General features: G+C 68.6%; 10 protein-coding genes. 8 read left to right on the plus strand and 2 right to left on the minus strand.

All coding sequences use genetic code 11. From position 1 onward, the window contains the following. Positions 1 to 342 precede the first annotated feature (342 nt). The 8 genes from ccrA to OHA61_RS06540 all read left to right on the plus strand — a co-directional run bounded on the left by ccrA (position 343) and on the right by OHA61_RS06540 (position 9978). Positions 343 to 1680 (plus strand): crotonyl-CoA carboxylase/reductase, encoded by a 1338-nt coding sequence (ccrA, locus tag OHA61_RS06505; protein WP_406302180.1) that lies wholly within the window; start codon positions 343 to 345, stop codon positions 1678 to 1680. Between the two features lie 11 nt (positions 1681 to 1691). Next, the gene (locus OHA61_RS06510; protein WP_406302181.1) at positions 1692 to 3704 is read left to right on the plus strand and encodes a protein meaA; all 2013 of its coding nucleotides are present in this window, start codon (positions 1692 to 1694) and stop codon (positions 3702 to 3704) included. Next, a complete protein-coding gene (locus tag OHA61_RS06515; protein ID WP_266482990.1) occupies positions 3701 to 4660 on the plus strand; it encodes a CoA ester lyase in 960 nt (319 codons plus the stop codon). The genes OHA61_RS06510 and OHA61_RS06515 overlap by 4 nt, the downstream gene beginning before the upstream one ends. Positions 4661 to 4662: 2 nt before the next feature. Next, positions 4663 to 5175, plus strand: a complete 513-nt coding sequence (locus OHA61_RS06520; protein ID WP_324974567.1) for a MaoC family dehydratase — start codon at positions 4663 to 4665, stop codon at positions 5173 to 5175. A gap of 2 nt (positions 5176 to 5177) precedes the next feature. Further along, positions 5178 to 6383: an acyl-CoA dehydrogenase family protein gene (locus tag OHA61_RS06525; RefSeq protein WP_266482984.1), complete on the plus strand. Its 1206-nt coding sequence runs from the start codon at positions 5178 to 5180 to the stop codon at positions 6381 to 6383. 170 nt (positions 6384 to 6553) lie between these two features. After that, positions 6554 to 7201, plus strand: a complete 648-nt coding sequence (locus OHA61_RS06530; protein ID WP_142212906.1) for a phosphatidylserine decarboxylase — start codon at positions 6554 to 6556, stop codon at positions 7199 to 7201. Then, positions 7194 to 8051, plus strand: a complete 858-nt coding sequence (pssA, locus tag OHA61_RS06535; RefSeq protein ID WP_324974585.1) for a CDP-diacylglycerol--serine O-phosphatidyltransferase — start codon at positions 7194 to 7196, stop codon at positions 8049 to 8051. The genes OHA61_RS06530 and pssA overlap by 8 nt, the downstream gene beginning before the upstream one ends. A gap of 85 nt (positions 8052 to 8136) precedes the next feature. Then, positions 8137 to 9978, plus strand: coding sequence for an AMP-binding protein (locus OHA61_RS06540; RefSeq protein WP_406302183.1), 1842 nt, complete (start codon positions 8137 to 8139; stop codon positions 9976 to 9978). Here the strand turns inward: OHA61_RS06540 and OHA61_RS06545 are convergent, their stop codons facing one another. Both OHA61_RS06545 and OHA61_RS06550 read right to left on the minus strand, forming a co-directional pair. Continuing rightward, the gene (locus tag OHA61_RS06545; protein ID WP_406302185.1) at positions 9979 to 11655 is read right to left on the minus strand and encodes a GNAT family N-acetyltransferase; all 1677 of its coding nucleotides are present in this window, start codon (positions 11653 to 11655) and stop codon (positions 9979 to 9981) included. Positions 11656 to 11738: 83 nt separating this feature from the next. Continuing rightward, positions 11739 to 13004 carry an ABC transporter substrate-binding protein gene (locus tag OHA61_RS06550; protein ID WP_406302186.1) on the minus strand — a complete coding sequence of 422 codons (1266 nt, stop codon included), beginning with the start codon at positions 13002 to 13004 and terminating at the stop codon, positions 11739 to 11741.

Here is a 13004-nt window from a genome sequence, read left to right on the forward strand (position 1 = left end):
CGACGGCCCCGCACATAGCGGGGCCGTTTCGCGTGTGCGGCGCCCAGGTGACATCCGCGAGACACCTTTGTTTCAAAGTCTTGGCACGCAGTGTCTTGCGAGCTGGCACGGCGTGCCATACGTTGAGAGAGTCCGGGCGGCCGGCGTGCAGAGACCACTCGTACGCCGGCTGTCCCCGCAAACCATCGGTTTGTGCGCCCGGACGCCTGCGTCACAGGCAACCTCCCGCGCCCACCAGCGCTGCCAACAGCACCACCCCGCCGAACCGACGGCACACCTCCACAGCAGCATCCCGACGTTCCCCTCAGCGTTCCCCGAAACGCGCTTCGCCGGAGGCACCCCGTGAAGGAAATCCTGGACGCGATCCAGTCGACGGACAGCACGTCCGCCGACTTCGCCGCACTGCCCCTCCCCGACTCCTACCGCGCGGTCACCGTGCACAAGGACGAGGTCGAGATGTTCGCGGGTCTCGAGACCCGCGAGAAGGACCCCCGCAAGTCCCTCCATGTCGAGGACGTGCCCGTGCCCGAACTCGGCCCGGGCGAGGCCCTGGTGGCGGTGATGGCCAGCTCGGTGAACTACAACTCCGTCTGGACCTCCATCTTCGAGCCGATGGCCACCTTCGGCTTCCTGGAGCGGTACGGAAAGCTCTCCGAGCTCACCAAGCGGCACGATCTGCCGTACCACATCATCGGCTCCGACCTCGCGGGCGTCGTGCTGCGCACCGGTCCCGGCGTCAACGCCTGGCGGCCCGGCGACGAGGTCGTCGCGCACTGCCTGTCCGTCGAGCTGGAGTCCTCCGACGGCCACAACGACACGATGCTCGACCCCGAGCAGCGTATCTGGGGCTTCGAGACCAACTTCGGCGGTCTGGCCGAGATCGCGCTGGTGAAGTCCAACCAGCTGATGCCCAAGCCCGACCACCTGAGCTGGGAGGAGGCCGCGGCTCCGGGCCTGGTGAACTCCACCGCGTACCGCCAGCTCGTCTCGCGCAACGGTGCGGGCATGAAGCAGGGCGACAACGTGCTGATCTGGGGCGCGAGCGGCGGACTCGGTTCGTACGCCACCCAGTTCGCGCTGGCCGGCGGCGCCAACCCGATCTGTGTCGTCTCCAGCCCGCAGAAGGCGGACATCTGCCGCGCGATGGGCGCCGAGGCGATCATCGACCGCAACGCCGAGGGCTACAAGTTCTGGAAGGACGAGCACAACCAGGACCCGCGCGAGTGGAAGCGCTTCGGCAAGCGCATCCGTGAGCTCACCGGCGGCGAGGACGTCGACATCGTCTTCGAGCACCCGGGACGCGAGACCTTCGGCGCGAGCGTGTACGTCACCCGCAAGGGCGGCACCATCGTGACGTGCGCTTCCACCTCGGGCTACAACCACGAGTACGACAACCGCTACCTGTGGATGTCGCTGAAGAAGATCGTGGGCTCGCACTTCGCCAACTACCGCGAGGCATGGGAAGCCAACCGCCTGGTCGCCAAGGGCAAGATCCACCCGACGCTGTCGAAGGTCTACTCGCTCGACGACACCGGCCAGGCCGCGTACGACGTGCACCGCAACCTCCACCAGGGCAAGGTCGGCGTGCTCGCCCTCGCCCCGCGCGAGGGTCTGGGCGTCCGCGACGAGGAGCTGCGCGCCAAGCACATCGACGCCATCAACCGCTTCCGTAACGTCTGAGAGACGCACACATGACAGAGCGTCAGAAGGACCGGCCGTGGCTCATGCGGACGTACGCCGGTCACTCGACCGCCGAGGCGTCCAACGAGCTGTACCGGCGCAACCTCGCCAAGGGCCAGACCGGCCTGTCGGTCGCGTTCGACCTGCCGACGCAGACGGGCTACGACCCGGACCACATCCTCGCCCGCGGCGAGGTGGGCCGGGTCGGGGTCCCCGTCTCGCATCTCGGTGACATGCGGCGGCTGTTCCAGGACATCCCCCTGGAACAGATGAACACCTCGATGACGATCAATGCCACCGCGATGTGGCTGCTGGCGCTCTACCAGGTGGTCGCCGAGGAGCAGGGCGCCGACGCCACCAAGCTCCAGGGGACGACGCAGAACGACATCGTCAAGGAGTACCTGTCGCGCGGGACGCATGTCTTCCCGCCCGGCCCCTCGCTCCGGCTGACCACCGACATGATCACGTACACGGTGGCCAACATCCCCAAGTGGAACCCGATCAATATCTGCAGCTACCACCTGCAGGAGGCCGGCGCCACACCGATCCAGGAGATCTCGTACGCGATGTCCACGGCGATCGCCGTGCTGGACGCCGTCCGCGACTCCGGTCAGGTGCCCGCCGAGAAGTTCGGCGATGTGGTCGCGCGTATCTCCTTCTTCGTGAACGCGGGCGTCCGCTTCATCGAGGAAATGTGCAAGATGCGAGCCTTCGGCCGCATCTGGGACAAGGTCACCCGCGAGCGGTACGGCATCGAGAACGAGAAGCAGCGGCGCTTCCGCTACGGCGTCCAGGTCAACTCCCTCGGCTTGACCGAAGCCCAGCCGGAGAACAACGTCCAGCGCATCGTCCTCGAAATGCTGGCCGTGACGCTCTCGAAGGACGCACGCGCGCGTGCCGTCCAGCTGCCCGCCTGGAACGAGGCCTTGGGCCTGCCCCGCCCCTGGGACCAGCAGTGGTCACTGCGTATCCAGCAGGTGCTGGCACACGAGAGCGACCTGCTGGAGTACGAGGACATCTTCGAGGGCTCGCACGTCATCGAGGCCAAGGTGGACGCCCTGGTCCACGAGTGCCTCGCCGAGATCGCCCGGATCCAGGAGATGGGCGGCGCGATGGCGGCCGTCGAGTCCGGCTATCTCAAGTCGCAGCTGGTCTCCTCGCACGCCGAGCGGCGCGCCCGGATCGAATCGGGCGACGAGAAGATCGTCGGCGTCAACATTTTCGAGACCACCGAGACCAATCCGCTCACCGCGGACCTGGACGAGGCGATCATGACGGTCGACCCGGCCAACGAGGCGCGGGTGGTCAACAAGCTCCACGAGTGGCGCGACAACCGCGACGAGGCCCGGGCGACCGAGGCGCTGGCCGCGCTGAAGAAGGCAGCCGCGGGGTCCACGAACCTGATGGCCGCCACCGTCGAGTGTGCCCGCGCGGGTGTCACGACCGGCGAGTGGTCCTGGGCGCTGCGCGATGTCTTCGGCGAGTTCCGCGCGCCGACGGGCGTCTCCAGCGCACCGGTCGCCGTGACCGCCGAGGCGGGCACGCCGCTCGCTGTCGTACGCGAGAAGGTGTCGCGCACCGCCGACGAGATCGGCGCGGGACGGCTGCGGCTCCTCGTCGGCAAGCCCGGCCTGGACGGGCACTCCAACGGCGCCGAGCAGATCGCCGTACGGGCCCGCGACGCGGGCTTCGAGGTGGTCTACCAGGGCATCCGGCTCACACCCGAGCAGATCGTCAACGCGGCCCTCGCCGAGGACGTCCACTGCGTAGGCCTGTCGATCCTGTCCGGCTCGCACGCCGAGCTGGTACCGGATGTACTGGAGCGGCTGCGCGAGGCCGGCGCGGCTGATATCCCGGTGATCGTCGGCGGGATCATCCCGAACGCCGACGCCGCCGATCTGAAGGCGGCGGGTGTGGCCGCCGTGTTCACCCCGAAGGACTTCGGCATCACCGAGATCATCGGCCGTATCGTCGACGAGATCCGGAAAGCGAACAAGCTCGACCCTCTGGAGGTCCCCGCATGACCGTCAACCGTCTCCGCCCGCGTCGCTCGTGCCTGGCGGTTCCGGGCTCGAACCCGCGCTTCCTGGAGAAGGCCCAGGGCCTGCCGGCCGACCAGGTCTTCCTGGACCTGGAGGACGCCTGCGCCCCGCTGGCCAAGCCCGAGGCCCGGCACACCATCGTCAAGTTCCTCAACGAGGGCGACTGGACGGGCAAGACCAGGGTCGTACGGGTCAACGACTGGACCACCGAGTGGACCTACCGCGATGTCGTCACGGTCGTGGAGGGCGCCGGGCAGAACCTCGACTGCATCATGCTGCCGAAGGTCCAGGACGCCCAGCAGGTCGTCGCCCTCGACCTCCTGCTGACGCAGATCGAGAAGACCATGGGCTTCGAGGTCGGCAAGATCGGCATCGAGGCGCAGATCGAGAACGCGAAGGGCCTGGTGAACGTCGACGACATCGCGGCCGCCTCGCCCCGCGTCGAGACCATCATCTTCGGCCCGGCCGACTTCATGGCATCGATCAACATGAAGTCGCTGGTCGTGGGCGAGCAGCCGCCCGGCTACCCGGCGGACGCGTACCACTACATCCTGATGCGCATCCTGATGGCCGCCCGGACGCACAACCTCCAGGCGATCGACGGCCCGTACCTGCAGATCCGCAACCAGGAGGGCTACCGCGCGGTCGCCCAGCGCGCCGCCGCCCTCGGTTTCGACGGCAAGTGGGTGCTGCACCCGGACCAGGTCGCCGCCGCGAACGAGATCTTCTCGCCCTCGCAGGAGGACTTCGACCACGCCGAGCTGATCCTGGACGCGTACGAGTACTACACCTCCGAGGCGGGCGGCAAGAAGGGCTCGGCGATGCTCGGCGACGAGATGATCGACGAGGCGAGCCGCAAGATGGCGCTGGTCATCTCCGGCAAGGGCCGCGCCGCCGGGATGCAGCGCACCTCGAAGTTCGAAGCCCCGGAGGCCTGATCATGCAGTTCGGACGCACCTACGAGGAGTTCGAGGTCGGCGCGGTCTACAAGCACTGGCCCGGAAAAACGGTCACCGAGTACGACGACCACCTCTTCTGTCTGCTCACCATGAACCACCACCCCCTCCACATGGACACCAACTATGCGGAGAAGACGACGGACTTCGGCAAGAACGTCGTCGTCGGCAACTACATCTACTCGCTGCTCCTCGGCATGTCGGTCCCGGACGTCTCCGGCAAGGCCATCGCCAACCTGGAGATCGAGTCGCTGAAGCACGTCGCGCCGACCTTCCACGGCGACACGATCTACGGCGAGACCACCGTCCTGGACAAGACGCCGTCCCGCTCCAAGAGCGACCGCGGAATCGTCTATGTCGAGACGAAGGGTTACAAGCAGGACGGCACCCTCGTCTGCGTGTTCCGGCGCAAGGTGATGGTCCCGACCGAGACGTACATCAAGGAGCGCGGCGGCGAGCAGCCCGGCCGCCCGGAGCTGAAGGCACAGGAGAAGTAGCCATGGCGCGTCTCGCCCAGACCGCAGGTCTGACCGACATCCAGCAGGAAATCCTGGCCACCGTCCGGGACTTCGTCGACAAGGAGATCCTCCCGGTCGCGACCGAGCTGGAGCACCGCGACGAGTACCCGACGCAGATCGTCGAAGGCCTCAAGGAACTCGGCCTGTTCGGGCTGATGATCCCGGAGGAGTACGGCGGCCTGGGCGAGTCTCTGCTCACCTACGCGCTGTGCGTCGAGGAGATCGCGCGTGGCTGGATGTCCGTCTCGGGCATCATCAACACGCACTTCATCGTGGCGTACATGCTCAAGCAGCACGGCACCCAGGAGCAGAAGGACACCTTCCTGCCGCGGATGGCGCTCGGCGAGGTGCGCGGCGCGTTCTCGATGTCGGAGCCGGGTCTTGGCTCGGATGTGTCGGCCATCACCTCCAAGGGTGTCAAGGACGGCGACGAGTATGTCCTCAACGGCCAGAAGATGTGGCTGACGAACGGCGGAACGTCCACTTTGGTCGCCGTCCTGTGCCGGAGTGACGAAGGACACCCGGAGGGCACCGCCCCCCACAAGTCGATGACGACCTTCCTTGTCGAGAAGGAGCCCGGCTTCGGAGAGGTCCGCCCCGGTCTCACCATCCCCGGGAAGATCGACAAGATGGGTTACAAGGGCGTCGACACGACCGAACTCATCATGGACGGACTGCGCATTCCGGCCAATCGGGTACTCGGCGGCACCACCGGCCGAGGGTTTTACCAAATGATGGACGGGGTCGAAGTCGGCCGCGTGAATGTCGCGGCACGTGGCTGCGGTGTCGCACAGCGTGCCTTTGAACTGGGCGTCTCCTACGCCCAGCAACGTCACACTTTCGGCAAGCCGATCGCTCAGCACCAGGCGATTCAGTTCAAGCTGGCCGAGATGGCTACCAAGGTCGAGGCCGCGCATGCGATGATGGTGAACGCGGCACGCAAAAAGGACTCCGGGGAACGAAACGACCTGGAGGCAGGGATGGCGAAGTACCTCGCCTCCGAGTACTGCAAGGAAGTCGTCGAGGACGCCTTCCGTATCCACGGCGGTTACGGCTTCTCCAAGGAGTACGAGATCGAGCGCCTCTACCGAGAGGCTCCGATGCTGCTGATCGGCGAAGGTACCGCCGAGATCCAGAAAATGATCATCGGTCGTCGGCTGCTCGAGGAGTACCGATTCCAGGGTTGATTGTCGCGTTTGAGTCGGTACGGCCGCGAAGGCGATCACACGCTGTCATCGTCTTCCGGCCGCCGACTCGGGCTCTGGCTTTCCCAGTTGCGGCCCGCAACCGATAGCATCGCCCGAAAGCCGCCGTCCCCCCGTTGCCAGCGCGGCCTCATCCGCTACGAAGGTCATCCATGCCCCACAGCCAAACCTCTGCACCACGCGGCCGCGTCCGCCTTGCGCGCGGAGCATCGCCGTGGCTTCTGCCGACCGTCGCCACCGCTGCCCTCAGCCTGGCCCGCTCGCGCCGCTCCCGGCGTGCGGCGGCCATCGCCGTGCCCACCACCGCGCTCGCGGCGGGCATGCTGTGGTTCTTCCGCGACCCCGAGCGCGAGATCGCCAAGGGACGCGTCATCTCCCCCGCCGACGGTGTGGTGCAGAGCATCATGCCGTGGAAGGACGGACGCACCCGCGTCGCGATCTTCATGAGCCCGCTGAACGTCCACGTCAACCGCGCCCCCCTCGCGGGCACCGTGACGTCCGTCGAGCACGTACCCGGCGGCTTTGTGCCGGCGTTCAACAAGGAGAGCGAGAACAACGAGCGCGTTGTCTGGCACTTCGACACCGAGCTCGGCGACATCGAGATGGTGCAGATCGCGGGGGCTGTCGCCCGGCGCATCGTGCCGTACATCCCCCAGGGGACGAAGGTCGAGCAGGGCGAGCGCATTGGTCTGATCCGCTTCGGATCGCGCGTTGACATCTACCTGCCGGAAGGTGTCGACGTCGCCGTCGAGGTCGGTCAGACCACGACCGCGGGGGTGACTCGAATTGACCGTGATTGATCCCGACACACAGGCGGGCTGGGTCGCCGAGGCAGAGGCCGAGGACGACGCGGAGGAGATGCCGCTCTCTCTGCGGCTGTCGATAGCCGACACCCTCACGCTCGGTAACGCCACGTGCGGCTTCATGGCGGTGTACTTCACCACCACCGGGATCCTGATCCCGCACCTCACCGGCAGCAACGAGAGCGGCATGGCGCGCAACAGCGCGGCGACCGCCGTGATCCTCATGCTGCTGGCCGCGATCTTCGACCTCTGCGACGGGCTCGTGGCGCGCAAGCTGCGCAGCTCGCCGATGGGCGCGGAGCTGGACAACCTCTCCGACCTGATCAGCTTCGGTCTCGCGCCGGCCTACTTCGTGCTCGTGTACGGGATGGTCACGGTCGACGCCCAGCAGAAGGTCTCGGCGGTGGCCGCGATCGTGGTGCTGCTGGCGGTGGTGCTGAGGCTTGCCAGATTCTCGTGCGTGACCATGAAGGACGGCATGTTCCAGGGCATGCCGAGCCCCTTCGGAGCGCTCACGGTCGTCTCGATCGTGCTGCTGGAGCTGCCGTTCATCCCGACGCTGCTGGCGATCATCGGCACGGCCTGGCTGATGGTGAGCCGGGTCGAGTACCCCAAGCCGCGGGGTGTCCTCGCGGTGGCGATGCTCGGCTGGATCGTTGCCGCGATGGGGATGCTGGCGGCCTGGGCGTTCGACGCCCCGGGCGGTCAGGTGCTGCTCCAGACCGGCTGCGCGCTGCAGATCGTGATGGCTGCGACGATTCCGCTTTTCGCGACGGCGCGACGTGTGAACACGTTCCGTGACAACCGGCGCGGGAACCGCGAGGCAAGGGCTGCTCAACTCCCCTAGGGCAGCCTGTGAGCATGACGAGGGCCCGGGTGCGATCCGCATCCGGGCCCTCGTCATGTCCCATGCCTTCTGGAAAGATCGGTCCATGCCAGGGGGAGCGCTTCATCAGCTGTTCGAGGACAGGGTGCGGGCCGAGCCGGACCGTACCGCCGTGATCACCGACCGTGCCCGGCTGAGCTATCGCCGGCTGGACGAGCGGGCCAACCGGCTGGCCCGGCATCTGACCGAGACCGTACGACTGCCTGCCGGTGGCCTCGTCGCCATACGCACCGTACGCACCCCGGATGTGCTGGTCGCCGTCCTGGGCGTGCTCAAGGCGGGCGGGGCATACGCCGTCGTCGGGCCCGAGAGCACCGAGCCGCCCGGCCTCCATGCCCGGGCCCTCATCACACACCAGGCCCATCTGGCCCGCGTCGACGACGGCAGCGGGCGGCCCGTCATCTGCCTGGACACGGACGCCGCGGCCATCGACGCCCACTGTGGCGACCCGCTCGACGAGACGGCGGCCGCGGGCGCACAGGCCGCGGTGCTGTTCACCGCCGGGACCACGGGCGCGCGCCGTGGCGTGCCCGTCTCGCACGCGTTACTGAGAGCCGCATACGACGCCTGGGCGCAGGTCTACCGGCTCACCGGCGACGACCAGGTCCTGGTGACGGCCGCTCCGGACACCACCGAGTTCAACAGCGGCTGGATACGGACCCTGGGCGCGGGCGCCACGCTGAACCTCACGCGGAGTGAGGCGTTCACCGTGGCCGACACCGATCCGGTCACCGCGGCTTCGCTGCTGGATCACGGCACCGAGCTGCCGGGGCTGTGGCTGGTCGCGGTCGGCGGAGAGCGGCTCCGGCTCGACGAGCAGGTGCGGCTGGGGAGCAGGCTCGCCCCGGGCGCGCGGCTGATCAGCGTGTACGGGCCCACCGAGGTCGCCGGGTGCGGGACCTGGTTCGAGACCGGCCAGCTGCTGGGGCCGGTCGAGGACCCCGAGCGGCACGCCTACCTCGGGCAGCCGTTCCCCGGCTGCGCGGCGCGGATCCGCAAGGGGCAGATCTGGCTCACGCCGCCCGGCGGCGGTGACGCGGTGCCCACCGGGGATCTCGGGCGGCAGGAGGGCTCGGGGCCGCTGGAGTTCCGGGGCCGCATGGCGCACCGGGTCACGGTCGACGGCCGTACCGTCGACACCTATCGGGTGGAGACGGCGCTCGCCGGGCATCCGCGGGTCGACGAGGCGGTCGTCGGGGAGGGCGGCGGGCGGCTGATCGCCTATGTGCTGCCGGCCCCGAGAAGTGCGTCGCCGGGGGCGGAGACCTTGCGGAGCCATCTCACCGGCGTCGTACCGGCGGCGGACATCCCGCGCACAGTGGTGCCGATCACGTCGCTGCCGCGCAACAGCGCCGGGAAGGTGGACCGCAAGGCGCTGGTGCGCCCGCCGGCCCGGTCCGCCACGAGCAGGTCGGCCGGCAGCAAGGGCGGCGGCGGAGCGTTCAACGCCGAGGACCGGGCGGTCGCCGGACTGGCCGTGGCGTTCCCGGTCGCGATCATGTCGTTTCTCTTCACCGACGTCATCTGGCCCGGCTCCACCGATCTCTCCCTGGTGCCCGACCCCTGGGCCTGGTTCTTCCGCGGGCTGTACGTCGCCGAGAGCCTGGCCCTCGCCGCCGGGGTGTGGTTCCTGATCGGCGGGCGGAGGCTGATGTCGAGCCTGAGCAGGCCGAAGGGACTGACCAGCGCGGCCCATCTGGCCATCGTCTATCTGCTCGCCTCCTGGTGGCCGCAGGACAATCTGTACCGGCTGGCAGCCAAGCAGGACTGGCCACGGCAGGCGGCGCTCGTCTACACCTTCAACGTCCCGCTGATGATCGCGGCGGGTGTGGTGGCCGCCTGGGCCGTGTGGGGAGCGCTGAAGTCCGATCCGGAGGACCAGAAGTGATCAGCCGAAGATCCGGCCCAGGTCGAGGCTCGCGGCGCGCACCAGGGCCTCGGCCGCATCCAGCCGCTCTGCCCTACGCGCCGCGATGAGCACACCCACGTACGGATCGAGCTCATAGCCTGCCGTGGGGATCGACGGGACGAGATGTGCGTCGATCCCCGCGCAGCGATCCGTCAGCTCCCGCAGGAACAGCATCAGTTCAGGCTCGGGCAGCCGGGCACCGAGCGGAACGCGGTCCAGTGACCGTACGAGATGGTCGCCGCCGTGGAGCTCATCGAGGCGCAGCTTCACCATGAACGCGGCCGAGGGACCCGTGAGGCGCAGATTGATCTCGGTCGGGGCGAGCCGCCCGTCGGGGCCGGTCACGAAGTCGACGTCGAACCAGCCCCGGTAGCCGGTCGCTGCGAGCTCCTGGCCGACCGCATGCCCGAACCGCAGGGCATGCGAGGCGAGGTCGTCCGGTACGGCTCCGGGGCCCACGGTCGCCCCGCGGTAGACAGTGCCCTCGACGTCCATTGCAGCGACGCCCACATCGTGCACTTCGCCGCGCGTGTCCACCAGACCGTCGTACGTCGGATCGCTCGGCGTCCAGTCGCCCGTGATGAATTCCTCGAGCAGCAGCGGGCCGCGCGGCAGCGTGCGTGCCCGGGCCGGGCCGGTCAGCACACGGGTACCCGAACCTCCGGCGCCGTGCTCGGTCTTGACGACGGTGGCCGCACCGGCGCGGGCCCGTGCGGCGATCAGCCGGGCCGCCTCACGGCGGGTGGCGGGCGTCCACCGCTCGGGCACCACGATGGCGGGATGCTCGGGGGCGAGCTGCCGGAATAGGGTGTGGGAGGCCCGTTTGGACTCGTAGCGCAGGGCGTCCGGCCGGAGTCGGCGTCCGGAGACCTCACCGGACGCCTCGGTGTGGCCCCAGGGCACGAAGGGCAGTTTGAGTGCGCGCAGGTTCCGGAGCAGGGCAGGGCGGGCCAGTACATCGGGGCCGGTGAGGTCGTCGTACACCTCTACCTGGCTCCAGCACAGCTGCCGCGCCACCATGGCGATCCACCCGCCGGGTACGGATCCGGGCAGAACGAGCGCCGCCGGGTGCGGGCTCGCGAAGGCGGCCAAGCAGGCGTAGTGGTCGGCCGCCCGCCGGGCCTCATCCGTCATCTCGCCGAACTGGCCCTGGAACTCTGCGACATTGCCCAGATGCACCGCCCGCCGCCCGTCCGTCCAGGCCTGTGCCCAGGCGGCGCGCGGGGTCAGTGTCACCTCCAGGAGCGGCAACTCCCGCCCGGCTTCCGGAACGGGGCGTGCGCCCATCGCCCGGTAGAAGGGCTCGGCGTGCGGATCGGATTCGACGGTCAGCTGCTTGAAGCCCAACTCGCGGGCGGTGTCGAGGACATGGGCGTACAGCGTTCTGCCGATGCCGCGGCCGATCGCCGAGGGCTCGACGAAGAGCAGACCGAGGGCGCCGTGGGGCGGTTCGCCCTCCAGAGACGCGACGCCGAGCACCGCGGTGTCGTTCTCCGCGACGACGATGCAGCGTGCCGCCAACTCCCCCGCCTGGATGGCGAGTTCGTCGCGGCACGCCGCCAGGAATGCCTCGTCGTAGCCCCAGTGCGCTTTGGAGCGCAGGACCAGAGCGGTCAGGGCGTCGGCTTCATCGGGACGGGCGTCACGTATCCACACACGGCGACCTTAGGCGTCCGCCCCGCGCCTCAAGCGCCGGGAGCCGAATGTTCAGCCCGTCCGGCGACCGAGGACACTCCCCCTCAGCCGGCCGTCTTGTACGACTCCGCCGCCTTCGCGACTGCCGCGGGCCGCACCACCTTCAGACCGCCCGGCACCTTGAGGTCCGGCTTCATGATCAGGCTCTGCCGGGTCGACGGCGCCGTGGGGTCGGAGAAGTTGTGCGTGATGCCGAAGCCGCTGTCGTACGAGGACACCGTCAGCAGCGCCTTGTCGATGCCGGCCCTGGTGAGGTCCTTGGCCGCGCAGGCCTTCTTCAGCACCTCGCCGTAGACGCTCGCCGCCGTGTAACCGGCGACCACGCCGTTGTCGAGACCGTCCTTGGGGTAGGCGGCCTTGTACTCCTTGGCGAGCTTGGCCGGGCCGGCGCCCGGGTCGCCGATGGGGAGGGTGGAGGCGGCGACGTAGTAGTCCTTCGTCAGCGCGGGCGCCGCCGGGGTGCCCAGCAGCTGCGGAGCGAAGGCCGAGTTGTTGCCGATCATGGGCACCTTGAAGCCGCCCGCCGCGGCGACGCCGACCAGCGAGGCCGCCTGGCGCGGTCCCGCGCTGATCAGGACCGCCTTGACGCCCGCCTTCTTGAGCGCCGCGACCTGCGCGGACATGTCGTTGTCGGTGGGCTTGATCTTCTGCTCGACGACGGTCAGACCGGCTTGCTGCGCCGCGTACTTGGAGCCCTTGAGGGCGTTTTCGCCATAGTCGCCCTCGAAGTAGACATGGCCGATCTTGTCGCCCTTGGCGATGCGCTTCTGGCCGAGCAGGTAGTCGACCGCGTTGATCGTCTCGATGTCGTACGTCGCTCCCACCACGCGGATGTACGGGCTGCCCAGCAGCGATCCCGACCAGGCCTGCGGCAGCACAAGTCCCTTGTCCTGGCCGTCGATACGGCCCTTGACGGCTGCGACGAAGGGCGAGCCGATGAACTGCGAGAAGCCGAGCACCTTCGGTTCGAGTTCGGTGTACCCGGCGACGGCCTTCTGCGGGTCGTAGCCGTGGTCGCGGATGGTCAGTTCGATGCTGCGGCCGCAGATGCCGCCCGCGGCGTTGGTCTGCTTCGCCCACAGCTGCTGCGCCTGGGTGACGCTCTTGCCGAGCGAGGCGTAGACGCCGGTCATGTCGGTGAGCACGCCCAGGTTGATGGTCTTGGCCGTGACGCCTTCGCCGGTCTTCACACCTCCGGCGTCCTTCTCGTCAACGCCGCCTTCGGTGGCCTTCGAGCTGCATCCGGCGAGGGCAGAGCTGGTCAGAGTGAGGGCGGCGGCCAGCGCCGCCAGGTACAGACGTGGCTTCAT

The organism is Streptomyces sp. NBC_00885 (assembly GCF_045207475.1).
Taxonomy (GTDB): domain Bacteria; phylum Actinomycetota; class Actinomycetes; order Streptomycetales; family Streptomycetaceae; genus Streptomyces.

Excerpts from the sequence above, each read along its gene's own strand:
- OHA61_RS06510 (WP_406302181.1), top strand. The coding sequence starts at position 1,692 with ATGACAGAGCGTCAGAAGGACCGGCCGTGGCTCATGCGGACGTACGCC.
- OHA61_RS06515 (WP_266482990.1), top strand. The coding sequence starts at position 3,701 with ATGACCGTCAACCGTCTCCGCCCGCGTCGCTCGTGCCTGGCGGTTCCG.
- OHA61_RS06520 (WP_324974567.1), top strand. The coding sequence starts at position 4,663 with ATGCAGTTCGGACGCACCTACGAGGAGTTCGAGGTCGGCGCGGTCTAC.
- OHA61_RS06525 (WP_266482984.1), top strand. The coding sequence starts at position 5,178 with ATGGCGCGTCTCGCCCAGACCGCAGGTCTGACCGACATCCAGCAGGAA.
- OHA61_RS06530 (WP_142212906.1), top strand. The coding sequence starts at position 6,554 with ATGCCCCACAGCCAAACCTCTGCACCACGCGGCCGCGTCCGCCTTGCG.
- OHA61_RS06540 (WP_406302183.1), top strand. The coding sequence starts at position 8,137 with ATGCCAGGGGGAGCGCTTCATCAGCTGTTCGAGGACAGGGTGCGGGCC.
- OHA61_RS06550 (WP_406302186.1), bottom strand. The coding sequence starts at position 13,004 with ATGAAGCCACGTCTGTACCTGGCGGCGCTGGCCGCCGCCCTCACTCTG.